This window comes from Reichenbachiella sp. 5M10, assembly GCF_002742335.1.
Taxonomy (GTDB): domain Bacteria; phylum Bacteroidota; class Bacteroidia; order Cytophagales; family Cyclobacteriaceae; genus Reichenbachiella.
Genome location: NZ_MDGR01000007.1, coordinates 1,482,832 through 1,504,786, shown reverse-complemented (window position 1 = coordinate 1,504,786; position 21,955 = coordinate 1,482,832). Strand labels below are relative to the sequence as shown.

At 40.2% G+C, this 21,955-nt stretch carries 25 protein-coding genes; 16 read left to right on the top strand and 9 right to left on the bottom strand.

The window, feature by feature from the left end; translation table 11 throughout:
- Positions 1-492 precede the first annotated feature (492 nt).
- The 3 genes from BFP72_RS06105 to BFP72_RS06095 all read left to right on the top strand — a co-directional run bounded on the left by BFP72_RS06105 (position 493) and on the right by BFP72_RS06095 (position 5,312).
- Positions 493-2,835, top strand: a complete 2,343-nt coding sequence (locus BFP72_RS06105) for a TonB-dependent receptor (RefSeq protein WP_158233303.1) — start codon at positions 493-495, stop codon at positions 2,833-2,835.
- Between the two features lie 21 nt (positions 2,836-2,856).
- The gene (locus BFP72_RS06100) at positions 2,857-4,071 is read left to right on the top strand and encodes a hypothetical protein (protein WP_099598289.1); all 1,215 of its coding nucleotides are present in this window, start codon (positions 2,857-2,859) and stop codon (positions 4,069-4,071) included.
- Positions 4,072-4,145: 74 nt separating this feature from the next.
- The gene (locus BFP72_RS06095; protein WP_099598288.1) at positions 4,146-5,312 is read left to right on the top strand and encodes a PepSY domain-containing protein; all 1,167 of its coding nucleotides are present in this window, start codon (positions 4,146-4,148) and stop codon (positions 5,310-5,312) included.
- Positions 5,313-5,687: 375 nt separating this feature from the next.
- Here BFP72_RS06095 and BFP72_RS06090 read toward each other — a convergent pair whose 3' ends face one another.
- The 4 genes from BFP72_RS06090 to BFP72_RS06075 form a co-directional block, all read right to left on the bottom strand.
- Positions 5,688-6,029 carry a VOC family protein gene (locus BFP72_RS06090; RefSeq protein ID WP_185123719.1) on the bottom strand — a complete coding sequence of 114 codons (342 nt, stop codon included), beginning with the start codon at positions 6,027-6,029 and terminating at the stop codon, positions 5,688-5,690.
- A 549-nt stretch (positions 6,030-6,578) separates the two neighbouring features.
- On the bottom strand, positions 6,579-7,253 hold the full coding sequence (locus BFP72_RS06085) for a hypothetical protein (RefSeq protein ID WP_099598287.1): 675 nt from the start codon (positions 7,251-7,253) through the stop codon (positions 6,579-6,581).
- 453 nt (positions 7,254-7,706) lie between these two features.
- Positions 7,707-9,014 (bottom strand): type II toxin-antitoxin system HipA family toxin, encoded by a 1,308-nt coding sequence (locus BFP72_RS06080; RefSeq protein WP_099598286.1) that lies wholly within the window; start codon positions 9,012-9,014, stop codon positions 7,707-7,709.
- Positions 9,008-9,361 (bottom strand): helix-turn-helix domain-containing protein, encoded by a 354-nt coding sequence (locus tag BFP72_RS06075; RefSeq protein ID WP_099598285.1) that lies wholly within the window; start codon positions 9,359-9,361, stop codon positions 9,008-9,010. The genes BFP72_RS06080 and BFP72_RS06075 overlap by 7 nt, the downstream gene beginning before the upstream one ends.
- A 382-nt stretch (positions 9,362-9,743) precedes the next feature.
- On the opposite strand from BFP72_RS06075, the gene BFP72_RS06070 reads away from it, so the two are divergent.
- The 7 genes from BFP72_RS06070 (at position 9,744) to BFP72_RS06045 (ending at position 13,960) form a co-directional block, all read left to right on the top strand.
- On the top strand, positions 9,744-10,058 hold the full coding sequence (locus tag BFP72_RS06070) for a helix-turn-helix domain-containing protein (protein WP_099598284.1): 315 nt from the start codon (positions 9,744-9,746) through the stop codon (positions 10,056-10,058).
- Between the two features lie 226 nt (positions 10,059-10,284).
- Positions 10,285-10,482, top strand: coding sequence for a hypothetical protein (locus tag BFP72_RS18960; protein WP_143519951.1), 198 nt, complete (start codon positions 10,285-10,287; stop codon positions 10,480-10,482).
- Positions 10,479-10,979, top strand: a complete 501-nt coding sequence (locus BFP72_RS06065; protein ID WP_099598283.1) for a hypothetical protein — start codon at positions 10,479-10,481, stop codon at positions 10,977-10,979. The genes BFP72_RS18960 and BFP72_RS06065 overlap by 4 nt, the downstream gene beginning before the upstream one ends.
- Positions 10,972-12,219: a VapE domain-containing protein gene (locus tag BFP72_RS06060; RefSeq protein ID WP_099598282.1), complete on the top strand. Its 1,248-nt coding sequence runs from the start codon at positions 10,972-10,974 to the stop codon at positions 12,217-12,219. Before BFP72_RS06065 ends, BFP72_RS06060 begins: the two co-directional genes overlap by 8 nt.
- Before the next feature lie 465 nt (positions 12,220-12,684).
- Entirely contained in the window at positions 12,685-13,443 is a 759-nt protein-coding gene (locus BFP72_RS06055) for a hypothetical protein (protein WP_099598281.1), read from the top strand.
- 11 nt (positions 13,444-13,454) lie between these two features.
- Entirely contained in the window at positions 13,455-13,703 is a 249-nt protein-coding gene (locus BFP72_RS06050; protein WP_099598280.1) for a hypothetical protein, read from the top strand.
- Positions 13,700-13,960: a hypothetical protein gene (locus BFP72_RS06045; protein WP_099598279.1), complete on the top strand. Its 261-nt coding sequence runs from the start codon at positions 13,700-13,702 to the stop codon at positions 13,958-13,960. Before BFP72_RS06050 ends, BFP72_RS06045 begins: the two co-directional genes overlap by 4 nt.
- A 676-nt stretch (positions 13,961-14,636) precedes the next feature.
- On the opposite strand, the gene BFP72_RS06040 is transcribed toward BFP72_RS06045, so the two are convergent.
- Positions 14,637-14,996: a hypothetical protein gene (locus tag BFP72_RS06040; protein ID WP_099598278.1), complete on the bottom strand. Its 360-nt coding sequence runs from the start codon at positions 14,994-14,996 to the stop codon at positions 14,637-14,639.
- A 365-nt stretch (positions 14,997-15,361) separates the two neighbouring features.
- On the opposite strand from BFP72_RS06040, the gene BFP72_RS19130 reads away from it, so the two are divergent.
- On the top strand, positions 15,362-15,532 hold the full coding sequence (locus tag BFP72_RS19130; protein WP_158233302.1) for a hypothetical protein: 171 nt from the start codon (positions 15,362-15,364) through the stop codon (positions 15,530-15,532).
- 230 nt (positions 15,533-15,762) lie between these two features.
- On the opposite strand, the gene BFP72_RS06035 is transcribed toward BFP72_RS19130, so the two are convergent.
- Positions 15,763-16,494 (bottom strand): hypothetical protein, encoded by a 732-nt coding sequence (locus BFP72_RS06035; RefSeq protein WP_099598277.1) that lies wholly within the window; start codon positions 16,492-16,494, stop codon positions 15,763-15,765.
- Positions 16,484-17,140 carry a sigma-70 family RNA polymerase sigma factor gene (locus BFP72_RS06030; RefSeq protein WP_099598276.1) on the bottom strand — a complete coding sequence of 219 codons (657 nt, stop codon included), beginning with the start codon at positions 17,138-17,140 and terminating at the stop codon, positions 16,484-16,486. Before BFP72_RS06030 ends, BFP72_RS06035 begins: the two co-directional genes overlap by 11 nt.
- 115 nt (positions 17,141-17,255) lie before the next feature.
- On the opposite strand from BFP72_RS06030, the gene BFP72_RS19260 reads away from it, so the two are divergent.
- Genes BFP72_RS19260 through BFP72_RS06005 form a run of 5 tightly spaced genes read left to right on the top strand, consistent with a single transcriptional unit; the run spans position 17,256 to position 20,452 of the window.
- Positions 17,256-17,429 (top strand): hypothetical protein, encoded by a 174-nt coding sequence (locus BFP72_RS19260; protein WP_099598275.1) that lies wholly within the window; start codon positions 17,256-17,258, stop codon positions 17,427-17,429.
- Between the two features lie 5 nt (positions 17,430-17,434).
- Positions 17,435-18,565: a nucleotidyltransferase gene (locus BFP72_RS06020; protein WP_099598274.1), complete on the top strand. Its 1,131-nt coding sequence runs from the start codon at positions 17,435-17,437 to the stop codon at positions 18,563-18,565.
- Entirely contained in the window at positions 18,555-18,956 is a 402-nt protein-coding gene (locus tag BFP72_RS06015) for a hypothetical protein (RefSeq protein ID WP_099598273.1), read from the top strand. Before BFP72_RS06020 ends, BFP72_RS06015 begins: the two co-directional genes overlap by 11 nt.
- 6 nt (positions 18,957-18,962) lie before the next feature.
- Positions 18,963-19,604, top strand: a complete 642-nt coding sequence (locus tag BFP72_RS06010; protein ID WP_099598272.1) for an STING domain-containing protein — start codon at positions 18,963-18,965, stop codon at positions 19,602-19,604.
- A 29-nt stretch (positions 19,605-19,633) separates the two neighbouring features.
- Complete coding sequence (locus BFP72_RS06005) at positions 19,634-20,452, top strand: hypothetical protein (protein ID WP_099598271.1); 819 nt, start codon at positions 19,634-19,636, stop codon at positions 20,450-20,452.
- A 2-nt stretch (positions 20,453-20,454) separates the two neighbouring features.
- Here the strand turns inward: BFP72_RS06005 and BFP72_RS06000 are convergent, their stop codons facing one another.
- On the bottom strand, positions 20,455-20,718 hold the full coding sequence (locus BFP72_RS06000) for a helix-turn-helix domain-containing protein (RefSeq protein ID WP_099598270.1): 264 nt from the start codon (positions 20,716-20,718) through the stop codon (positions 20,455-20,457).
- Between the two features lie 90 nt (positions 20,719-20,808).
- On the bottom strand, positions 20,809-21,921 hold the full coding sequence (locus BFP72_RS05995; protein WP_099598269.1) for a hypothetical protein: 1,113 nt from the start codon (positions 21,919-21,921) through the stop codon (positions 20,809-20,811).
- Between the last annotated feature and the right edge of the window lie 34 nt (positions 21,922-21,955).

The window sequence follows — 21,955 nt, the reverse complement described above, 5'->3', positions numbered from 1 at the left end:
CACTATGGGCTGAAAGCACCATAGGTTTAGGGGGAGAATGAAATTCTCTACATTCCGAATCAAGACCTTAGATCGCTAGACAAAAAAGTATCAAATTTTAATCTAGAGACTAAAAACTAAATACTAGTATCCTATTGAGGTTGGTAGAAGCTAAAGCGAGATGCACTAAAGTGCATAGTTCTAACTCCAAGTCTGACCAATAAAAAAACAATAACAAATGTCGAACAATGAATCTTGAATAATGAAGTGATCTACTATCTCTACCTCAGACATACGAAGTGATCCGTTGTTTATAGTGTTCGAGAGGATGACTGTAAACCAAAGAATATAAAATCAATGTCTCCGACACCGGTCGCCATAAGATTATCACTAAGTTTTGAAATTATTTTTCAGTGCTTATTTGTAATCATTGTAAATAATGTAGTTTCGCGTTTAGAATCATTCTAAACAATGACCAAAAGTATTCTATATTCTTCTTTCAAGTCGTTATTTGTGGCATTCATAGTTACTTGTTCCTTTCCAGTGATCGCGCAGCATACGCTCAGTGGTCAAGTGAAGGACAGCAACGGAGCAGCACTTGAGTTTCTTAATGTCTATATCCAAAGTCTTTCCCACGGTACCACAACCAATGAAAAAGGTCAATTCAGTCTTGCAGACATCCCTGCAGGAGAATACGAATTGATGATTTCGGGAGTAGGCTATGATACGCGCCTGCTGCAGGTAGTTGTCCCGGGCAATCCAGTGAATGTGACAATGGAAAGTGGCGATTTTCAACTGGATGAGGTCACTGTTGAAGCCAAGTCAGAAACGAGCCTTCTGCGAGAGGAGCCTATCCAGTCAGTAGTCATAGATACCAAGGTATATGCCAGCCAGCCCTCCACGATGATCGAGCTAATGAATCGCTCGGCTGGGGTACGTGTGAAACAAACAGGAGGACTAGGGTCTAATGCTAGTCTTTCGCTCAATGGCTTTCAGGGCAAGGCGATCAAATATTTCAAAGACGGCATACCGATGGATTATCTAGGGGCAGGATACAATTTTTCGCTGGTACCTGTCAATATGCTGGAACGCATGGAAATCTACAAGGGTGTACTACCCGTCAATCTAGGGGCAGATGCACTCGGTGGTGGACTGAATATGGTCAGCCGAAAGTCTTTCAAACGCTATGCTGAGGTTTCCTACGAAATCGCTTCCTTCAACACGCATCGTTTATCACTCAATGCTTTTTATCAAAACACGGACAAGCATTATTTCGCAGGTGTGGATATGTACTTCAATCACTCTGACAATAACTATGAAGTGACAGCACCTGTGGTGAATCAGGATTTAGGGACAATACAAGATCAAAAAGTCAATTTGTTTCACAATGACTTCACTCAATACTTTACGGAAGTATATGGTGGCCTGACCAATTTGACTTGGGCGGATGAATTGAGGATCAGTCTGTCTGGATTTTGGATTGACCGAGACAACCAGTATGGATCCAGGATGAATCAGCCGTTTGGCGCGTCCACCAGTCGCCAATACTCTGTGATACCTACAGTCCGATATCAGAAGCGCTTACTCAATGACCGACTGACTGTCGACCAGTTCTTAGTGGCCAATACCATCACGGTTGAGCAAGTGGACACCCTACGCGGCACCTACACTTGGCTGCAGGAATTTATCCCAAGTGATTCCCGAAAGGGTGAAATAACTACTCAGGGATCTGCTGCTCAAACAAAATTCTCCCTTTTCACCAGCCGAACCAATATGAGCTATGAACTAAGTGACAAGCATAAGGTAGAAGTAAATGGCGTATATACATCCTCGAAGCGCGTAGGTCGGGATTCACTTGGTCTCACATTAGTGGCATCAGGTCGTGATTTGCTATCTGTACCTGCCTACTACAACAAACTGGTGGTATCTGCTGGACTGGAAACCAAGCTCATACATGACCGATTAACCAACAATTTGATTATCAAATATTTTCAATCCAACGTCGAAGGGGTAGATGGCGATTTTTACGGCAATGAAACCGAACAGTCTGCCATGAACAATAGATGGGGTGTAGCAGAGGCGCTTAAATTCAACCTGTCGGATGATTCTTTTTTGAGGCTATCAGCGGAGGCTGCCACTCGTCTTCCTGAGCAAGATGAGGTATTTGGCGATGGAAACCTACACGTGTCCAATCTAGCACTGAAACCCGAAAGAAGCATGAATATCAATGCGGGGTACCGGTCTTCTACCTCAAAATACTCACTGGAGTTAAATTCATTTTACCGAATTACACGTGATTTGATTCTAAATGTCCCTTACAACTTTCTGTTTAACCGAAACGAAAACGTAGATAATGTCAAAGGTCTAGGTGTAGAAGTAGATGTCACGGCCCACCTACAGCGATGGCTTAGTATCAATGGCAACATGACCTATCAGGATTTCAGAGTTTTTGATACGGACAATGCCGCATTAGAGGGAGCTAAACTGAGGAATACGCCCTTTTTCTTTGCTAACCTAGGCTTGAACTGCAATTTCAACAAGCTGTTTGGCACGAAAGATCGATTTCAGTCTTACTGGTTTTACACCTTCGTGAGACAATATTACCTTGATTACATACCCAAAGACAAAGAGCCTGATGGGTTTCTTGGACTATGGGGAGATGCTCAATTCGATGCGCCCAACATTATTCCCAATCAAAATCTTCACACAGCTGGTATCACCTACTATCCAATGGGTGACGCACTGACCGTAGGCTTGCAAGTGAAAAACGTGTTTGATGCGCAAGTCTTTGACAATTTCAAGATTCAGAATGCCGGCCGAAGCTATCACCTAAAGCTTACTTACATTTTAAATTAATTTCTTTAACAATAAATTCATATGAACACATACTTTTCAAAACTCGGAATAGCATTGATGGTACTGTCACTGTCACTGTCATCATGTAGCGAGGACGACAATGGCTCTACTACCGAAGGTGGTAAATACATCATTCTCAATGCACAAGAAAAATTTGGAGCTGGATACATCACATCATACAACGATTTTCCTTCTGGCGAAACGGAAGAAATCACCAATCAATCTTTGCAGACCAGTACTGCCTTTGGTTTCAGATCATTTGGGAGCTGGATTTTCGTCAGAGCAAACCCTGCTGGAGATGCCGGACTCCAAAAGTTTGTAGTCGGTGACGATGGGAGTCTAGCCGAGGACGGATTCATCTCTAATGCTAGCCAGTTTCTAGTCGTTGATGAATCAACGGGTTTCTACCTGGACGAAAATAGAAGCACTTTGAAAATACAAACATTCGACCCTTCTACCATGCAGCGCACAGGAGATATTGACCTGACTTCATTGAAAGATGAAACGGTAGAGTATCAAGCGATCGGTAAGCATACCTTAGCGGCTAAAGAGGGTAAACTGTATGCAGGAATCACCTATGGTACTACGGCTCGTCAAGGATTTGGAGATGATGTAGTGGATTATATCGAATTTGCAGTCATTGATATCGCTACGGGTAGCTTAGACAAAACCATCAAATACGAACAAGGTGGATTGAAGTCTATCGGATGGGGGTCTTCTGGAAACAAAATGTGGACATTGGGTGACGATGGTGCGTTGTACTTTTACAGCACAGGAATTGGTGTTGCTTTCGAAACGTCAAGTATCATCCGTATCAAAGCTGGCGAAACTGATTTTGATGCTAACTGGAGATTGAATGCAACCGATTTAGGTACTCAATCCAAATCTTCTATTGCGACTGGCCTTGTCAAAAACGGGAAGATATACATTGAGTTGGCCAGTGAAGATTTGTCTGGTGACTTTGCCAATCTTCAAGATGATATTTTCGAATACTATGTGGTGGATATCAGCACGCTACAGGCGACTAAGATTACAGGTATGCCGATGCATCATTACGCCTATGGCAATGAACAGTGTATCACTGAAGTGGATGGAAAACTATTGTTTTGGGTGAGAAATGTGGCTGACAATATCGACGCTTACTATTCGCTCAATAGTGATGGTGTCAGCGCTACGCAGGAATTCAACCTGTCGCATGATGGATTCATGTGGGGGTTCGTAAAGCTTGCAGACTAATTTATTAGACAAAAAAATATCAAGGAAGGTTCTGGATCGTGATCCAGAACCTTCTCTATTAAAATTTACAAACTATGAGCATCTCCAAAAAAGCGGTCAGGGTGTGGTTCGAAATCCATAAGTGGACGAGCTTGATATGCACGGTGTTTCTACTGTTACTTTGTCTTACTGGTTTGCCACTGATCTTTCATGAAGAAATCGAACACTTGATGGGCGAAGAGCCAGAGGCGATTGTCATGCCAGCAGATACACCCAAGATGGCGCTTGATAGCATCGTCATGAAAGCCAAAGAAGCACGCCCAGACGAGGTAGTTCGATTCGTTTTTTTAGGTGGTGATCTACCTAATGTAGTAACGGTATTTATGGCGGACTCGATAAGTGCCCCCCCAGACAATGCCAACATGGTTTCCATGGACGACAGAACGGGTCAAATACTCGCTCAACCCAAGTTCAACGAAGGTTTCATGTACATCATGTTCAAACTTCATGTCGATCTATTTGCAGGCATTCCGGGCAAATTGTTTTTGGGTTTTATGGGGCTGCTCTTTGTTATCGCCATTGTTTCGGGATTGATGCTGTACAGTCCTATTATGAAAAAGTATGACTTTGGCATGGTCAGAACAGAGAAGTCTCCCCGAATCAAATGGCTGGATCTGCACAACGTCCTAGGGGTGGTCACCGTCGCATGGGCGCTGGTCGTAGGCCTCACTGGAGTGATCAATACCACCTCAGACATCGTACTGGGTATGTGGCAGCAAGGGCAACTGGCTGAGATGATCGCCCCCTACAAAGACGCAGAACCACTGACAGGAGCATATAGTTCCTTGGATGCAGCTGTCGACGTAGCGTTAGCTGCTGCTCCCGGCATGTCGACATCCATTGTTGCATTTCCTGGAACGGTATTTACAAGCAAGCATCATTATGCTGTATTTGTCAAAGGTCAGACACCATTGACCGAAAGGCTCGTCAAACCCGCCCTCATCGATGCAAAAACTGGCGAGTTGACCGATATGCGCGCCATGCCCTGGTATATCAATGCCATATTTATATCACAACCCCTACATTTTGGGGATTATGGAGGACTGCCATTGAAAATTATTTGGACCGTTTTTGACCTCATCACCATAGTCGTACTGATCAGTGGATTGTATCTGTGGGTAGTCCGTAGAAAAGCACAATCAACCCAAATCAAGAGACTTGAGGAGCTAGAAGAAGAAAAAACATTAGAACCCGCAATTTAAAAATTATGAATTCTGTATTTGTACGTGTTTGGAAGTATCCCATTATTCTTGCCGTGTTAACTATTTTTGGACTGCTTGCAGCCCTCATGGGGACTGGTATTTGGCATGTTTTGTCTTGGTTGGCTTTGGCTATTCCGCTGGCAGTATGCATAAGGTATGCGTTGTTTCCGACAACCCGATAGCAATCCGCTAAATCCTAGACCCTTCGCAGATTCATTCGGTGATCGGTCTGCTACTCGCAGACTACTAGAGAAAACCATCTTTGCCAAAGTTCTTGCTGATCCGCAGATACTTTGGCAAAGATTACAACACTAGCCCTCCTCCACCTAGTTCCCATAGTAGTAGTCCCTAAAAACATCTCCTGAAGCTCTTGGGTCACTTGCCGCCTTTGGATACCCCATCAAACAAACGCTTGGTTTCTACACGGATATCCGGTTGGAGGTTGATATAGGCATTGTTTCCAAAATTCAATTGAAACCCCTTCGACTCAGGAGCGTCTGTCCCCGTGAGGTTGTGACAGCCCAATATTTTCAGTTCGATATCCATGATTAGATTCTTGTCCTCTTCGGCCATTGGAAGCATCCCTTCTTGTGGAGGAATATCTCCAAACCGCATAGGACCATCTCCGAAGAATTCCCCTCCAAAAATGGACTTATAAAAACTGAATGCTTCCTCTGTGTTTCGAGAAAAATTGAGATAGGTGCTTACTGCTACCATGGTTAGCCCTCCCTGTAGCCTGCGAGAAGGGTTAACACGCTCATTTGTCATGAACCCTGCGAGAAGGGTTAAAACAATGGAAAGAATTCCAAATAACTTAAAAGCCATCCCAATTAGCAACCTCATCCATTCAATTATAGTCGACAGAGACTTAAAGGCATTTTCCGTAGGCTGTTTGGGTTTTGCTTTCTCTTTAGCTTTTTGGGGATATTTCACTTTGACACATGCTGTCCATTTGGGTGACAGGCATGGATGTTCACTTTGCGTCATTATTACCCATACCTTTGAAAACTCACTGCGGTGAATCAAAGGATGACATATGACACTTGTTGCTTCCAGAAGAATTAGAAGCTGTTCGTTTTTTTTTGAGGGTTGATCCTGACTCCTTTCGAGTATCAACTTTTTGAGATCGCTTACTTCCTTAGTGAGCTGTGTTACCGCTGTGGGTAAACTTTCAAAACCTAAATTTTCAATCATTGCTATTCACCTTTATTGTGGTGTTTTGCATAGATATTGTGGGCAATTATGGGCATTTAGGAACAATAGTCCCTATTTGATTGAATTATAGTCTTTTTCTACTTGTTCTTTGTGTTTATAGGCAGTATAGCGATCATTCGTACCGCCGCTATTATTTACTAATGAGGTAATATTCTTTCTTACTGAATCCCCATTTTTATCAGAGTTGAGCCATTTGGCAATCTCAATATTTCGTTTGTTTGCAACAGGGAAATATTCCTTATTCAAATGGTCAATGAAACCTAAAAAATTAATCATTGCTATTTGATATGGCAGTTTTGCCTCATATATTTTTTTTAATAGATCACCCTGTTTTTCCTCACTTATACTTTTCACCTTTTCAAGATTGAAAAAACCATGTTCGGTAAGTTTATCCCTCAATAAAATTGAGTTACTTAAAACAACTTCTTTATAGATAAACCTAAAAATATCTTCATAAGGTTCAGTTCTATTGTAAAGATCAATGAATAGCTCGTTTCCTGTTTTTGTATCTTTCACCCTATCTAAAACAAGTTTCATTTGTTTTAATAGATACTTTTTCCTTTCAATCGAATACACATTCTCCTCTAGAATAACACGAGGTAACATCCTGAATCTCATTGGAAAACAACCTGTATCGCCTCCGCTCATAATTTTGTCAACCGCTTTAACATATTGCAAAATAATCGCTGTATCTTCTGCATCATTGTTCCAGTAATCTGTTGCCATTGTCTTTTGTCCTACGAGTTTACAAATCCATTTTAATTTTATCCGTTGCTTTTCTCATTGCTTCATCGACCACCTTGGTGGAGCATCTTGAGCAGTTACTTCCCGATACAGAAAATGAAGTAACTTAATTTTCAGATACTTACACACTGCGAGGTACAAATAGAGTACAAACCATACACTATTTTTGATTGTTTTTCTTTGTTTCTGATTCGTAATGGGCTTTTTTGAGCATTTTTAGCCGAGGTACAAGATAATATATGAAATGACCTCATGGCCTAGTTACTTTCCAGATTTGGTTGTTTTTAAGATGTTCCAAAATGCTATACTTTCAGATTATTTTGGGTGTTTTGATTCAAAAACCCCATCTCTAGGAACCGATAAAAGGCAGTCTATATACGTGCCATCACATGTAGATATTACAACTGAAGCTAACAACCTTGTTGCCCAAAAATACTAATTAACCAGATCATGAAGATTAGTTTTTATCTGATTAAACCGCTCATCATTTACCTTTGCCTCTGTGGCAAAGTCCTGCCAGTTTTTAATGATGCGACCTATTTCATCAATCGTTTTCTCTGCCTTCTTAATGTTGTTAGCTTCAGCAATGGTCATGAAGTCTTTTTTGGTGATTCCAGTATGCTTTCCATTGACACTCAATGTCTGCTGACTCACCCAGCTATTCGTCGGGTCGAAAGAATAGCAGACATCATAGGCTGGAGACAAAGTCCACTTTTCATCCTTTTTGAGTCTGAATGAAAAGTTCTTGGTATGGTCATCACAATTAGTCGCCAACACATTGAAGACCATTCTTCTAAACATCTGCTCGGCTTCAGGATAGCTAAGTCTGAGTGCTCTCATCGTTTGAAATAGCTGTTCATAACTGTAGCTATACAAGTTCTTGTAGTCAAAATGCTGAATGCCGCAGAATGTCTGGACATGATGCTTTTCATTTCCTGTTCTATCAAACCTCTTGGTCATAAAATGCGCTCGACCACCCTCTTCAAGCAATTTACAATCAGACATCTCAATACCACATGCCTGGGCCATTAAGTAGTATGCATACTCTACTCGTCCCCATCCCTGCCCTGCTCCAAACTGTGCATCACTTACGCCATCCAACTTCAATAGCCAATGCTCATACCCTTTTGGCACTTTGCTTTGACCAGACTTCACTGCGCCTGTTTTTTCATCGTAAGCTATGACCGCTTTTGGCCTTGCTCCTCCAGCCGAGGTTCCGATCTTCAAGATATCCTTCATAGCCTGTTCCTCATCCTTGCTTAGGTTCGTCAAAAACTCATCCTTGGCCGAAAGCATTTTCTTAGCAACTTCTATTAATCCACTGATTTCCAAGTTATCCACTGATTTGGATTGAATATCGTGGGCAGGACTGAATTCCAATGCACCCATTCCTCTAGTTCCAATAAAACACAATTGCTCTACTGGGTTCATACTATCTATAGGCCGACCTCTTTGTGCCAACCATAGATTGATCAACTGATTTCCATACCTATCAGGAAGGGCATCTGCTAACATTCCTGGCAAACCTTTAAAGGTTGTTTTTTCTTCTTTTGTTTTACCTGATAGCTCTGGAAAACTATAAGTTCTTGCACCGTTAGCAATAGGTAATAGTAAGGGGGATAAATCCCATCCTTTAGCGATGAACTTAGCATCATATTCAAACAGGGCAATTTGGCGATCTGGTATCCATTGTACCGCACCAACCACTTCATTCCATATTTTCACTTCGGCAATTTCTACCATCCTAAATCATCCTTTTTTTGTTCAATATTCTTGCTTGGTGAGGCTTTCTGTCGTTGCTTACTAGCTGCCTTCAATGCTGCTATTGGGCTAATCTGTTGCTCTACTTTGAACATATCAAATACGTACAAAAGATTGAGTACCCTTAACACTTGAATCAATGTTCCTACATTTACTTTTTCACCTTTTTCTAGCAGACTCAGTGTAGAGCGACTAATTGAAGCACGTGATGAAACTTCTTCTTGTGAAAGGTTCTGTTGAAGTCTGTGGTGATTTATAAAATTACCAATTACCTCACCCAATGCCTTATCACTCATTTGATGCCAATCAATGTATGATTTATCAGTCATTAATAACTATTTACATATACAACGTATGATTATTCATACAATATTACGAATAATATTCATAATCGTTATCATATCAGATTAAATAAGACATAACGCATGATTTATCAGTCATTATATCGATAAACAAACATGATTGCATGAAATATCATTCGATAGTAACAATATTTACATATCCTACCTTCTCAATCCACTTCATCCCCTTTCGATCCCAAACCTTCCCAAACTAGGAACACATAAAAACCGACTTCCAAATATTGCAAACAGAAATGAACATAAACTTATCAACTCCAACAATAGCGAAGCGTGGAGGTTGAAAGTTTATCGTGAATTCAATGTGGCCTATAGAAATAGTCACTTCACATTAAACTAAAACACGTTTGCAATGGACAATCCCTTTCAAGAATTGTATGAGCGCCTCGATAGGATCGAAGGCTTACTAGTCATAGTCAAAGAAAACAAAGTGCCTGCGCCAGAAGAAGATGAAGAGCGACTACTCAATGTCCGCGAAGCAGCTCGATACCTTGGCGATGCTGTCGCCACTCTCTATGGTCGAACCAGTAAGAATGAGATCCCATTCTACAAACGAGGCAAGAAAGTATATTTCAAAAAGTCTGAACTCCTAGCCTGGATAGAAGAAGGTCGTGTAAAGAGTCAGTCTCAAATCGTTAGTGCAACACACTTACAACTGGATAAATGATTTGACCCTCATTGAATACTCTACTCCAAGAGTTTACAATCGGTCTGAATGTATTCATAGTGATATGAATCGATGCAATAACAATCCTCCTAATTGAATGACTCAGTTTACCGATTCATTAAGAATTTGTCCCTTTCACAACGGTTTCAATCTCGATGTGTGGGAATGAAACTAAGTGGCTCGAACACTCTCAATCAATCACTAATCTTACCAAAAAAGCTAGAAAATGGAAAACATAATTGCAACCCCTATGAGCCTATCTGAATTGGCCAATGCTTACGATGTGAGCAATAAGATCATGAAGAAATGGCTCAACCCTCACCACTCAATCATCGGCAAAAGAGAAGGGCTTCTTTACACGCCAAAACAGGTGAGTAAAATATATGAATGCCTCGGTTACCCACCATATCTGGATGTCAAATGAGCAAGTTTAACCAAGCCAACGAACGCTTTGAAATAGCAGTAAGGAAGCTCCAGGACAACCTGCAGTACCTAGCTGATCAGGGCAAAGTCAGTGTCCAATTTCTTAGCATCCAGAGTAACATCATTAAGGCATTGATAGACTACCAACATGAGGTTTTGAATTCTCTCGAAGCTTATGATCAACTGACTCTTGACTTGTCAATCAAAAACTCTCAGAAGTACAATAGGCTTGTCAGTGTTAAAGAAAGCTTTGAGGCGATTTGTATTATTCATGGCATCATGGATTTCCGTGTTTGGATGGCAAAAGGTAAATCATACCTGATCTCTGAAGCGGTCTATCATCATCGGAATGGCGAGGTACAACTCCCCTCCTCTTTCATCGAGTTAATCAATGGACTTCCTCAACACGAGCGCGAAACCTTATGGGCTATCCTGAATAAGAAAGCATTTTCTAAGTGGAATCGCCAATTCGGTATAGAATCTAAAGCATATGCTTGAACACAAAGACATTCAGAAAAATGATGGTGAGAAAAAGAAGCACCACATACTGGAGGTAAAGGACTACCTTGATCTCAAATATGAGTTTCGAAGAAATGACTTGACACTAGAGGTAGAGTATCGAAAGGTAGAGGATGACAAATTCAAACTACTGGATGAAGCTCGAATCAACTCTATATGGATAGACCTACAGGTAGACGGTTTCAAAATATCGGATTCTGTCCTAATCAAAATACTCAACTCACACCTAGTACGAAATCATCATCCATTGAAATCCTACTTCAAGGGTTTGCCAGCACATGACGGGATTGATTATATCCAGAAGCTGGCAGAAAGTGTTGAAATTGATGAAGCCACTATCGAGAACATCCATTTAAAAGACCTCTGGAAGCCCTATTTACAAAAATGGTTGGTGGGAAGTGTAGCTACGGTACTAGGCAGAGGAACCAATCAATTATGTTTGATACTAGCCGGTGGCCAAGGTGTAGGAAAAACCACTTGGCTGAATCGATTATGTCCAAAAGGGCTAGAAGACTTTCTGATTTGCTCCCATATCAATCCATCCTTAACCGACAACACCACTGCCAACTATTTGGCTGAAAAATGGTTTGTGAACATAGATGATCAGCTAGAAACCATTTTCGGGAAGGACTTCAATAGCATGAAGGCCATCATCACTGCTCCTTTTGTAACTAATAGAAAGACCTGGCATAAGTTCAGTCGCAAAAGAGATCGCGTCTGCAGCTTCATGGGAAGCGTCAATAATACTCAGTTCTTATCGGATACCGAAAATCGCAGATACCTTGTCTTCAAAGTAAACACTGTCCATTTTGATCATAATATTGACATGGTCAAAGTCTGGTCACAGGCATTGCACTTGTTGGACCAGGGCTTTCCATTTTGGTTTCAGCAGGAAGAAATGCGCGTATTGAATTCAGTCAATAACCTGTTCAGGCAGAACTCCCCTGAGGAGGACTGGCTCATACGCTTGTTTGAACCCTGTACAGCTGATAATCCCCAAGCCACCTTCTTAATGCCATCAGAGATCCTAACCAAAATGAATGCTTATTCCAACATGAAGCTTTCAATCAGAAAGTTGAATATGGCCATGGAGAAGCTAGGATTCATTCACAAGGTATCAAAGAGAATACATGGACAACCTCGATATGTCCACCCAGTCATTGAGCACCTCAATGGCAATGATAGCCAGTATCAACACGGTCTTCGCCACGAAGATTAGTATTGAGCTAAGCATACTGTAGTTAATCACCCTCCTCTTCTACTACCATTTACTACCGCACATTTCATTTGAGTCTAATCAGTTGACTAAAATGCAACTGACTGTATTACTGTGCATTAGCGAGTCTTAATAGTCCCTATTAGAGATTATCCTTTTTTACTTACTACTCTACTACAAATAAGAGCACATAACTAATAATCAGATAGTTGAGTGTAGTAGAAACAGTAGTAGCCAAGTAGTAGCAGTAGTCGGTGTAGTTAGGTAGTTGCAAGCATTTTGGAATACTCCAACCATGTAGTATCCATGCTTTATGTATGGCTAGTCTATGCCTTATTTATTAAGGGCGTAATGCCAAAGGTGAGCCTCTTTATTCTTTATTGATCCAAGATTAAACCAAACTGTACCAAAGCGAGAAGGTAGGTTTTGAACCTTCCTCATCTTACCTAAAATCTAAATTATTTAACAATGGCAAGACAAAAAGGCATAGTAAAACTGGAGGGAACAATTGGAGATGTTTCCTTCTACAAAACCTCTGATGGATTTCTCGCGAGAGAAAAAGGAGGTGTGGACAAAGAACGGATCAAGAATGATCCAGCGTTTCAGCGAACCCGTGAAAACGGAAGTGAGTTTGGACGTGCAGGAAGAGCTGGCAGAGTATTGAGAACTTCTTTCAGGTTGTTGTTGCAGAATGCTGCGGACAAAAAAGTCACTAGCAGACTGACTAAAGAGATGATCAAAGTGATCCAGTCTGACCCTACCAATGAACGTGGCAAAAGAACCGTCACAGATGGTGATTTGGCTCTACTCAATGGATTTGATTTCAATATTGATGGCAAGTTGAGTGCTACACTCTTTACTCCCTACAGTGCCAACGTGGATAGAGTCGCTGGGACATTGAGCGTAAACATTCCTGCCTTTGTACCTGGTAACAGCATCATTGGTCCACAAGGGGCAACACATGTAAAGATCGTCTCAGCAGGTGCTGCCATCGATTATGAAGCAGAGACATTTGAAGTGAGCGTCAGCAAGACCAATGATATAGTGCTTGGTAATCAACAAGAAAATGCTATTGACCTGGTCAACAATGTAACTGCTGATACCCAACTACCACTTTTCATGGTATTGGGATTGGAGTTTATGCAAGCTGTGAATGGGGAAATGTATCCTTTGAAAACGGGAAGTTTTAACCCGTTGACACTTGTAGCCATTAATCAAATACCCTAATTCGGCAGTTAATGGAAGTGATTAAGCTGGAAATCATTCTGAGTGGGGTTCTTTCTATTATGGTCACATTGGTGGCTTATTTCTTAAGACAGTTGATAGCGGATTTTAGAAAGGTAGAAAGTGACCTGACTCAGGTGAAAAACACAACGGAAATCATTCGTACTGAAAGTAAAGGAATGACTGATCTCATACATCAGAGGATTGACTTTCTGGAACGGAGGGTCAATAGAATTGAAAATCAAACTTTTAACGAATCATGAAAAAATCATTGAATAAACTGGGTGTCATCCAAAGGATGAAAGCCCCAACACCAAAGTTTTTTAGAGTACTCCGGAATATTGGTTTGGCGTTAGCTGCTGCTAGTGGTGCATTATTGACCGCTCCGGTTTCACTGCCAGCTGCCGTGATTACGGCAGCCACTTACGTAGCTGTAGCGGGAGGAGTACTCACGGCGGTAAGTCAAGCCACTGTAGATGAAGAGGAATACGCCCTGGATCAGGCAGCAGGAAGGCATTAAAATTATAGGTTAGTTGGTTGGTAAGGTTGGTCACCTTACGGTTGAAGGCAGAGCTCGAAAGGGTTCTGCTTTTTTCATTTCCTTCCAATTATTATTCACCAAAAGAGAAAAAAAGAAAAAAGAGAAAGGTCTTTTTTCAGGAGAACAGATAGGTTAGTCAAGGTTTCAAGAGAAAATACTATCCCGACAAAGACAAGTGTTATTGACTCAATAATCTGATATGGAGGGTTGGAGATTTTCTCTTTAACCCGAAGGGCTTGACCTTTACTAACCGGTGCACGGCACGTGCTATCTGTTCTCCTAATTTGGCTCTTTTCTTTTTGATTTTCTACACCATGCACTTAGTTAAAACAAAAAAAAGCCACCCTAAAAGGGTAGCTCAGATAAGCTCAACTCTAACCAAAAGACCCGAACTGTGTAATCGATAATACCATGATCTACAATGCCAAAAAGGAAAGGGCAACCAGATGTACGAACGCCCGCCAATAGCCACCTGCTACCGAAACGAACTCTAAATAATAAAGTAAACATGGTGCTACCACACAGGACGGTGTGATTGCGGCAAGGGCAGTAAAAAAATACTACCCTCTTGGGTGGAGATTTTTTAAAACTGGCGTAGCGAACCCTTGCAAGCTCTCACATCCGCATGCCTGTAACTTTGCACTCAATGTTTGTTTTATTTCTTCGTCAAATACTCTTTGTATGGTTGAGTAATATTAAGTACGGTATTAACCACGTCCTCAATATCCACACTTGAGCTAACCATACACAAGCGGTGTTTGATTTGAGCAAGTAACAATTTATGTTCTGGTTTAACCGATTTTCTATTGATGAACTTGTCTATTCCTTTTTCCAAAGATTTCCTCACTTTGGTAAGATACTTTTCTAAAGATCCACGAATGTAAGAATTCCCTTCTTCTCGTGCACAAATTGCCGCAAAAGCATTGACACCCCAAGTATCACGCCCTATTTCGTTTTTTCGATGTGCCCTCATCATTAGAATTTTATAAGATTGAACTTTCATGTAATTATCCATTGCATTAATTATTTAAGTTAAAAATGTAGCTCTGCATATTTACTATCCCTGCTTCAAAAAACATAGGACACTATTTGAGCGGCTGGAAAAGGCAGGTAAACTAACGGCAAAGCCGATTTATCGCGAGCCGTCTGCGAGTTGAACGAGGGTGAAAGCAGAGGTAGCCCGATAGGGCGCTGCGACCCATGTGGGTAATCCTGTGGCAAATCAAAATACAATATGCCTATGAAAAATACCACAGGATGGACAACACTAGGGCTGGCGTGATTTTTTGCCTGGTGTGGCGGTATGGCACAAGCGATTGCATGCGCTGGTGGGTGCCATGTGGAGGTGCAAAAATCATGACAGCCTGCAGCCCGAAGTGAATGCGCAGGCGAGCCAAAACACGGGCAGTGTCTGGAGGCATGGCGGCTGAATGGAAAGTAGTGACAGAAGGAACGAAATGCAGTGAAGCGGCTATGCCTACAGGGGAAACTGCCGTGAGGAAGAAGGCAGTCCAAGCACAGGGCATGACAGGTGGCAAAGCCACTTTGTAAAAGCATGCAGCGCTATGCAATAGTGCTAAATGCCTGGCGTGATCTGTGCCGGACAACTGATGACGAACACCGCTTTACCTGCGTGGGTGTGCGGTGGGGAAAGCAAGTGTGGCACGGTATGGTATGCAGCAGGGCGAAATGGAATAGCGGATTACTCTTGCTGTGGGATTCCGAAAGCTTGTGAATGTAGTCCCGGTAGTAACGGGACAGAATGAACAGGCTGGAGGGATTTATTCAATAGGATAAATTTTATATTCTAACATCCATGATATTGCATTTTTTATTTCTTCAATATTAAACTTCTCTTTCTCCTCAGACCAATTATAAAATTTGCTAATAACTTCTTTTTCGTCAAATTGATTTTTCTCTTCAAGTACCTTTACCCAACAAGCGTAAACTGTTCCAATCAATTCTACTTGTCTAGTTTTCATCTTTCGAAATAAATCTATGATCAAATTAATATCATCAATTTCATTTCTAAAATAACGTTCGAACCATTCTTTGTGATCACCAGCATTCTCTAAAGCGATATATTTCTGATTTGCTGATTTGTTATATTTGAACCATTTATTTTTCACAAATTGAGAATCTATTGATCTCATCAACCTTGGATCATAAGGCCCCATAGCTTGTCTCAAGAAATTGGTATGTATAGCCATTCCTGTTGTTTGCTGACATAGATAAATTAGCTTTTGAAGTTTCAAGTGCCCTAATGACCATTCACTATGAAGCTGAAACACAATTTCTGCAGCTAAAACTGTCCTCTTATGATAATCAACACCAGAGATAGTTTGCGATTGTTTTCTTACTGAGTTCAAAATCTCAGAAGGGTCAATTTTATTTACATCAGCTTTGAATTCATAGCCCTCCGAAAACTGATTGAATGATTCAATATCCTCAGATGACTCAGGGAAACCAAACCCAGTACTATTTAGAAAAGAGTCCATATTATCAGTTTCCATTTTCAACAGCTTCTAAAATTCTAATTCCTTTCAATGCAATCTCGATTTTATCTAGAGCTTCCTTCTTATATGATCTAATTGTCACCTGTTCAATACCTAAATGCTCTCTTAGCTCATTTAATAGCTTTCTTGGAAGATTACAACCAGCGTTTTCATAAGATTTATAAGTCATAAAAATCACTTGATGACTATATGGAAGTTCACTTAATACTTGATGGACTACTTTGTTTTTTAGAGAAGCATTCTTTGGAAGTGCTGGCAAACAAGTAACAATTGTTTCTGATCCATCTGACCACTTACCTTCCTTTTTACGTTTTTGAACCCTATAAATATCTGTCAATACAGTCCTCGCTATACCCAATAAGTAAATCAAAAATGAATGGTCATCAGTTTTTCCTTTTGCCCGAGTAATATCAAAACCTGGTTTTTTTGCATAAGATTGAAAAACTCCAATTACCACTTCTTCCGCTACTTCAGGAGATTGACCAAACCTCCTACATCTTATCTCACAATGATTAAGAACGTCTTGTCTAAACCTATAGACTATTGCATGAAAGGCATTATCACGATCTGGATAAGTCAAATCTTGAAAGAGATTAATTAGGTCTAATGTGCCTTTGCTTTCATATTTCTTCCTATTACTCATCTTCTATACGCAAAAGCGTTGGGCACTCAATTATGTACTGATGGTGTACGACTGAGATTACAATTATTTGGTTGTATCAGGTAATTTCTAATTAAAACTAAAAATAACAAAAAAGATGGCGGTAAATAAACCTTATGGTGACAATGCTAGAAAAGGAGCTGTAAAGAAGCGCTCACAAACTTACAACCCCACAACGGGACAGTATGTAAAAAGAAATACTGACAATGGTCAGTTTATCGATGTAAAAAAAGATGGCACCCCATTTAAAGGTGTACGCAAGGAAAAATAGAGACTATGTTAATTACTTCAGATGCATATACCCAGTTAGAGGATACTCTTGCAAAAATGGCAGAAGCTGCCGAACTGGATCAAACTCGATGGAATAGATTAAAAACGGCCTATGAGGCTATAAGTAAATGGCTCAGTGAAGACCCTGACTTTTTTGGTGAAGTAGAGATTGAAATATACCCACAAGGGTCAGTATCTATTGGAACCACGACAAAGCCATATGGCAGAACTGAATTTGATTTGGATGTCATTATTCATATCAAATTACTGTCATCAAACCATCAGCCTGAGACCATATTTAATGAGGTGGTCCGTAGGCTTAATGAAAATGAGACTTATCAGAAAATGAGTGAGTCAAAATCACGCTGTGTACGACTAAATTACAAAGGTGATTTTCATCTTGATGTCGTTCCTGGATGCATGGTCGTTATCCATGACAATGAGCTAATTGACATACCTGATCAGAAGCGTAAAATCTGGCTAAGATCATGTCCAAAAGGATATCAATCTTGGTTCTTAGAAATTGCCAACAAAGTACAGCTTACCTTTCTTGAGAAAGCATTTTCTGCGAATAAAATCGAAATAGAAGAATATGCCAAGAAGAAACCACTGCAAAGGGCAATTCAACTCATCAAGATGGACAGAAACATCTATTTTAATAAGCATCCGGAGCATGCTCCTGCCAGTATCATTCTCACTACATTGGCAGCTCAATTTTATGATGGACAACCTTCTATCTCTGAGACATTCGAGGGCATAATTGACAAGATTCGAAATCACATTAAAATACTATACCCAAACAGACCATTTGAAATACCCAATCCAGCCAATCCTAGTGAGAATCTCGCTGATGTATGGGAGGATAAACCAGAATTATATAGTCATTTCATTTCCTTCATTGAGAAGTTGTATTCTGACTGGCAGAAACTGAAAAAATCTCATGGGATAGAGGAAGAAGCAGAGCTAATGAAAGGGATGTTTGGAGAAGATTCATATATCAAAGCTATGGAGGCCAAAGCCGATATGGTTAATAAAAGAAGAGGTCAAGGACTAGCGATTCTTCCATCTGGAATTATGATCGATAGTCATGCAGAAAAAAGCTTACCTGTAAAGCCTAATACTTTCTATGGAGATTAGAGACATTCCTATACATATACAGAGAGCAGCCATAAAGGCAAAGATTCCTGAAAGTGATATCTACTTGGACAAAAATTACCTGAGAGCCAGAGGAAAAATCAAACCATCTGCCCGAAGCTGTTGGTACTCCTATGAAATCAAATACAGATTCAAGGAAAATATCAAAATATTCATTCATGACCCTTTAATCAAGACTGAACTCAATGGAAAAAAAGCAGAGCACTTATACAAGGACGGAAGTCTTTGCTTGTTTTTCCCAAAAGCAAAAGAATTTAACTCCAAAAAATTAATCGTTGACTACATCATCCCCTGGATCTCTCTTTGGCTGTTTTTCTATGAGATATGGTTAGTAACAGGCGAATGGAAAGGTGGTGGAATTCACCCAAATTAATTAAAAATGAAAAGACTATTGAACAACATATTTACAATCCTGACAGCCGGACTATTTATACTATGGCTAATCATGCCGGATAATCCATATTGGGAAGCTACAATTGGAATTCTTTTCATTACCAAGGAGGTTGTAATTAGGTGGCAGATGAGAAAAATTGAATCACTTGAATTTTCTCCTGCGATATCATTGGCACATGGTTATGTCAACAACTTTTTGGAACCAGCCATAAATGAAATTTTGCTTAAGAGTGGGGCATCTGTGACGAGTTTCAAAATATACATTCCTGATGAGCTAGATGAGTTATCAGATCAACATATCGATAGGATGAAGCTGGAAATAAAGTCAAAAGGGTATCAACTAAATGAGATCAAACTTAAGCGAAAGACAGGAAGACCACACGATTTATTGACTGTAGAAAAGCAAGCAGGTTCATTATCATATTTTGATTTCCCAAGAACACTTCTATCCTTACAATCTTACATTGATTACAAGGTAGAATCAAGTAAAAACGAGTCTCTAGATAGCAAAAAGCAGGTGCTTGGAACAAAACTCATTAAAGCATTTAAAGATGAGGTACAAAGACTAGTTGAAAAGAAAAAACTTGAAAAAATGGTCACCTATGTAAATGAATCTTTAGACATATAGTCAACCCAATAACTAACTCATATTTAAACATGATTAACGAAACGTTTTTTTCCAACACCTTTGCCAGTTTCATTGCAGGGCTTACTTCAGGTGTGATACTAATATTTCTAACCAAAGTTTTTTCTAATGCAAAAAACGGAGATGCACTTGGATATTCAATGAGTGAAATCAAGCGTATTCAAATTCAAGTCAATCATAAATCCCAAACAACTGTTCACAACCATAGTCCAGAACAAAAACCAAATCAATCAGATGATGGATTTGGTTGGCTGATCATAGTAACAATAGGCTCCTTGTACCTGACCTTCTTGTTTCTACAGTTTATCAATGAGATCATATTTATGTATGAATATATTTTGGTCACCTTGATTACCTTCTTGATACTAACTTTAGTTAATCAATATAGGAACAGAGTTATTAGCGGAAATGGCTGGATTTCATTCATAATCATGAGTAGCTTAATGTCATTTTTTAATTTTTACACCCTTCATTTAGTAAAACATCCATACATCACAGAATATGCTGTTGATCAAAATGCTCTTCTGGCTTCTGCTGATACATTTACTACCTTTATTACAGATGGGGGATATAAAGCCACTTGGTTTCTATATCAAATGCTTGGCATGTTTTTGCTTCTCGGTGCAATTTTGATCATACTTCCTGTATTGACCTACTATAATGCATCAATACAATTAATTAAGAATCCAACTAGCACTTTCTTCAATTGGATAGTTAACATCACTAGCAATTTTTCTAGACCAATAATGATGCTGTTTATTAGCCTGGTTCTCAATTCGCTAGCATTCTTAATGATCAGTGGGCTTTTGCATCATTGGCTATCCAAATAACGCTAAACTTTATGCTTCCTGAGCATCTGGATGATGTCCTCATACTCGTAGAAGATTACGCCTGACACCTTGGAGTGGGGTAAGATGCCTTTTTCGCGAAGGTTATGAAGGGTCCCCGCGCTGATATTGAGCATTTCGAGGACTTCATGGCTTCTGAGCCATTTTCGATTAGGTACACCGTGAGATTCTAGCAGTGACTTGATGGTCTGTATTAGGTCTTCTTTGAAAAAGTATAAGTCTTCAGTCGTTACAACATTTGCTGGCATTGATTGTAGGTTTGGTTTTAAACTGATTTGCCGCAAGACTAAAAATATTCGATCATAAATAACAGGTAGTAAGGTAAGTGGTTAGGGTGGTTAGTGTTGAGTAACACAATCCTGCAACTTGGCAATTAACTGTTCAATAGGCTGTCTATTAGGGTGTTTTTCAAAGAATTTTCTTTGAATACTCTGTAGTGAAATATCTACTTGATTTTTGGAAGAAATATTTTGATTGATCCAACGGATTATCTCATTGGCACCTACATCTATCACTTCGGTCTCCTTCAGGAGCCTAAAGAAACAAGTAACCACATCCACTGAAAGGTTGAATTTGAGTTTGCTTCCTTTGGATTCTCTTTTGAGCTTTTTCTCATTGCGTTTAACCTTCTTTTTCAAGATGGTTATTTCCTGCTCCATCCACTGCTGGGCTTGTAGCTTGAGGTCAGCCAGATCAGCATTGTACGGCCTCTTAAATCCCTCCGGAAGATGGTTCAATCGATTCAATTGTAGCTGGAGATGTTCTAATAATCTGCCTTCGTCCTCAATCCTGAGTTTTAACTTCTGGTAGTCTTCGCAGAGATAGGTCAAGAGTGCCATGTTGTTGAAGTTGAGTACGTAGAGATGCTGTATCAACTGATGCTCTCTAATATTTCCAAACCCGTCTAATTGCTTTTCTAGCTCCGCTACAAAATGGAGGAGGTAATCGATGCAGTCCTGAGACACATAACTCGCCCTATTGTTATCTTTTAGTGATCTCACAGGGTATAGAATGATATCTATCAGCTTTTCATTGATTTGATTCCTAAGCAATGCCGCCTCCAATGATTTTTCCTTCAGCCGAAGGTCTTTTACAACATGGGCGATCGTGATCTCATTGACTGGCTTTTGAGGATCTCTATATACAGCGTAAAACCTTTCGAGGTGAGACTGGATCTCTAAAAGGCTATCCTTGCCAGTAGCTAGTTGCTTCTGTCGTGAGAGGCATTCGCTCAGCAACGAAGCTTGCTCTATACTTGAAATATGATTAGTAATGGCTAGCTCTATTTTCTGAACATAAAACACAGCTCGTTCTTGCGTCTGAAATCCAAAGAGCTCTTCGTCAATTGTGTTAATAATACGGGTGGATACTTCGCTTAATCTTTGCTCCAAACCCTCACTAATATTGTTGGATTGGATTAGTTCTTGATAGGTTTCGAATAGGTAGGTCATTACTATTTATCATTTGGCTAACTCAAATTAATTT

Bases quoted from the DNA above. Each gene is read 5' to 3' on its own strand.
- BFP72_RS06050 (WP_099598280.1), top strand. From the start codon at position 13,455: ATGGAAGTGATTAAGCTGGAAATCATTCTGAGTGGGGTTCTTTCTATT.
- BFP72_RS06015 (WP_099598273.1), top strand. From the start codon at position 18,555: ATGGAGATTAGAGACATTCCTATACATATACAGAGAGCAGCCATAAAG.
- BFP72_RS06035 (WP_099598277.1), bottom strand. From the start codon at position 16,494: ATGGAAACTGATAATATGGACTCTTTTCTAAATAGTACTGGGTTTGGT.
- BFP72_RS05995 (WP_099598269.1), bottom strand. From the start codon at position 21,921: ATGACCTACCTATTCGAAACCTATCAAGAACTAATCCAATCCAACAAT.
- BFP72_RS06090 (WP_185123719.1), bottom strand. From the start codon at position 6,029: ATGGTAGCAGTAAGCACCTATCTCAATTTTTCTCGAAACACAGAGGAA.
- BFP72_RS06055 (WP_099598281.1), top strand. From the start codon at position 12,685: ATGGCAAGACAAAAAGGCATAGTAAAACTGGAGGGAACAATTGGAGAT.
- BFP72_RS06045 (WP_099598279.1), top strand. From the start codon at position 13,700: ATGAAAAAATCATTGAATAAACTGGGTGTCATCCAAAGGATGAAAGCC.
- BFP72_RS06075 (WP_099598285.1), bottom strand. From the start codon at position 9,361: ATGACTGATAAATCATACATTGATTGGCATCAAATGAGTGATAAGGCA.
- BFP72_RS06060 (WP_099598282.1), top strand. From the start codon at position 10,972: ATGCTTGAACACAAAGACATTCAGAAAAATGATGGTGAGAAAAAGAAG.
- BFP72_RS19260 (WP_099598275.1), top strand. From the start codon at position 17,256: ATGGCGGTAAATAAACCTTATGGTGACAATGCTAGAAAAGGAGCTGTA.
- BFP72_RS06095 (WP_099598288.1), top strand. From the start codon at position 4,146: ATGAGCATCTCCAAAAAAGCGGTCAGGGTGTGGTTCGAAATCCATAAG.
- BFP72_RS06100 (WP_099598289.1), top strand. From the start codon at position 2,857: ATGAACACATACTTTTCAAAACTCGGAATAGCATTGATGGTACTGTCA.
- BFP72_RS06065 (WP_099598283.1), top strand. From the start codon at position 10,479: ATGAGCAAGTTTAACCAAGCCAACGAACGCTTTGAAATAGCAGTAAGG.
- BFP72_RS18960 (WP_143519951.1), top strand. From the start codon at position 10,285: ATGGAAAACATAATTGCAACCCCTATGAGCCTATCTGAATTGGCCAAT.
- BFP72_RS06010 (WP_099598272.1), top strand. From the start codon at position 18,963: ATGAAAAGACTATTGAACAACATATTTACAATCCTGACAGCCGGACTA.
- BFP72_RS06020 (WP_099598274.1), top strand. From the start codon at position 17,435: ATGTTAATTACTTCAGATGCATATACCCAGTTAGAGGATACTCTTGCA.
- BFP72_RS06000 (WP_099598270.1), bottom strand. From the start codon at position 20,718: ATGCCAGCAAATGTTGTAACGACTGAAGACTTATACTTTTTCAAAGAA.
- BFP72_RS06070 (WP_099598284.1), top strand. From the start codon at position 9,744: ATGGACAATCCCTTTCAAGAATTGTATGAGCGCCTCGATAGGATCGAA.
- BFP72_RS06005 (WP_099598271.1), top strand. From the start codon at position 19,634: ATGATTAACGAAACGTTTTTTTCCAACACCTTTGCCAGTTTCATTGCA.
- BFP72_RS06030 (WP_099598276.1), bottom strand. From the start codon at position 17,140: ATGAGTAATAGGAAGAAATATGAAAGCAAAGGCACATTAGACCTAATT.
- BFP72_RS06040 (WP_099598278.1), bottom strand. From the start codon at position 14,996: ATGGATAATTACATGAAAGTTCAATCTTATAAAATTCTAATGATGAGG.
- BFP72_RS19130 (WP_158233302.1), top strand. From the start codon at position 15,362: ATGCGCAGGCGAGCCAAAACACGGGCAGTGTCTGGAGGCATGGCGGCT.
- BFP72_RS06085 (WP_099598287.1), bottom strand. From the start codon at position 7,253: ATGGCAACAGATTACTGGAACAATGATGCAGAAGATACAGCGATTATT.
- BFP72_RS06080 (WP_099598286.1), bottom strand. From the start codon at position 9,014: ATGGTAGAAATTGCCGAAGTGAAAATATGGAATGAAGTGGTTGGTGCG.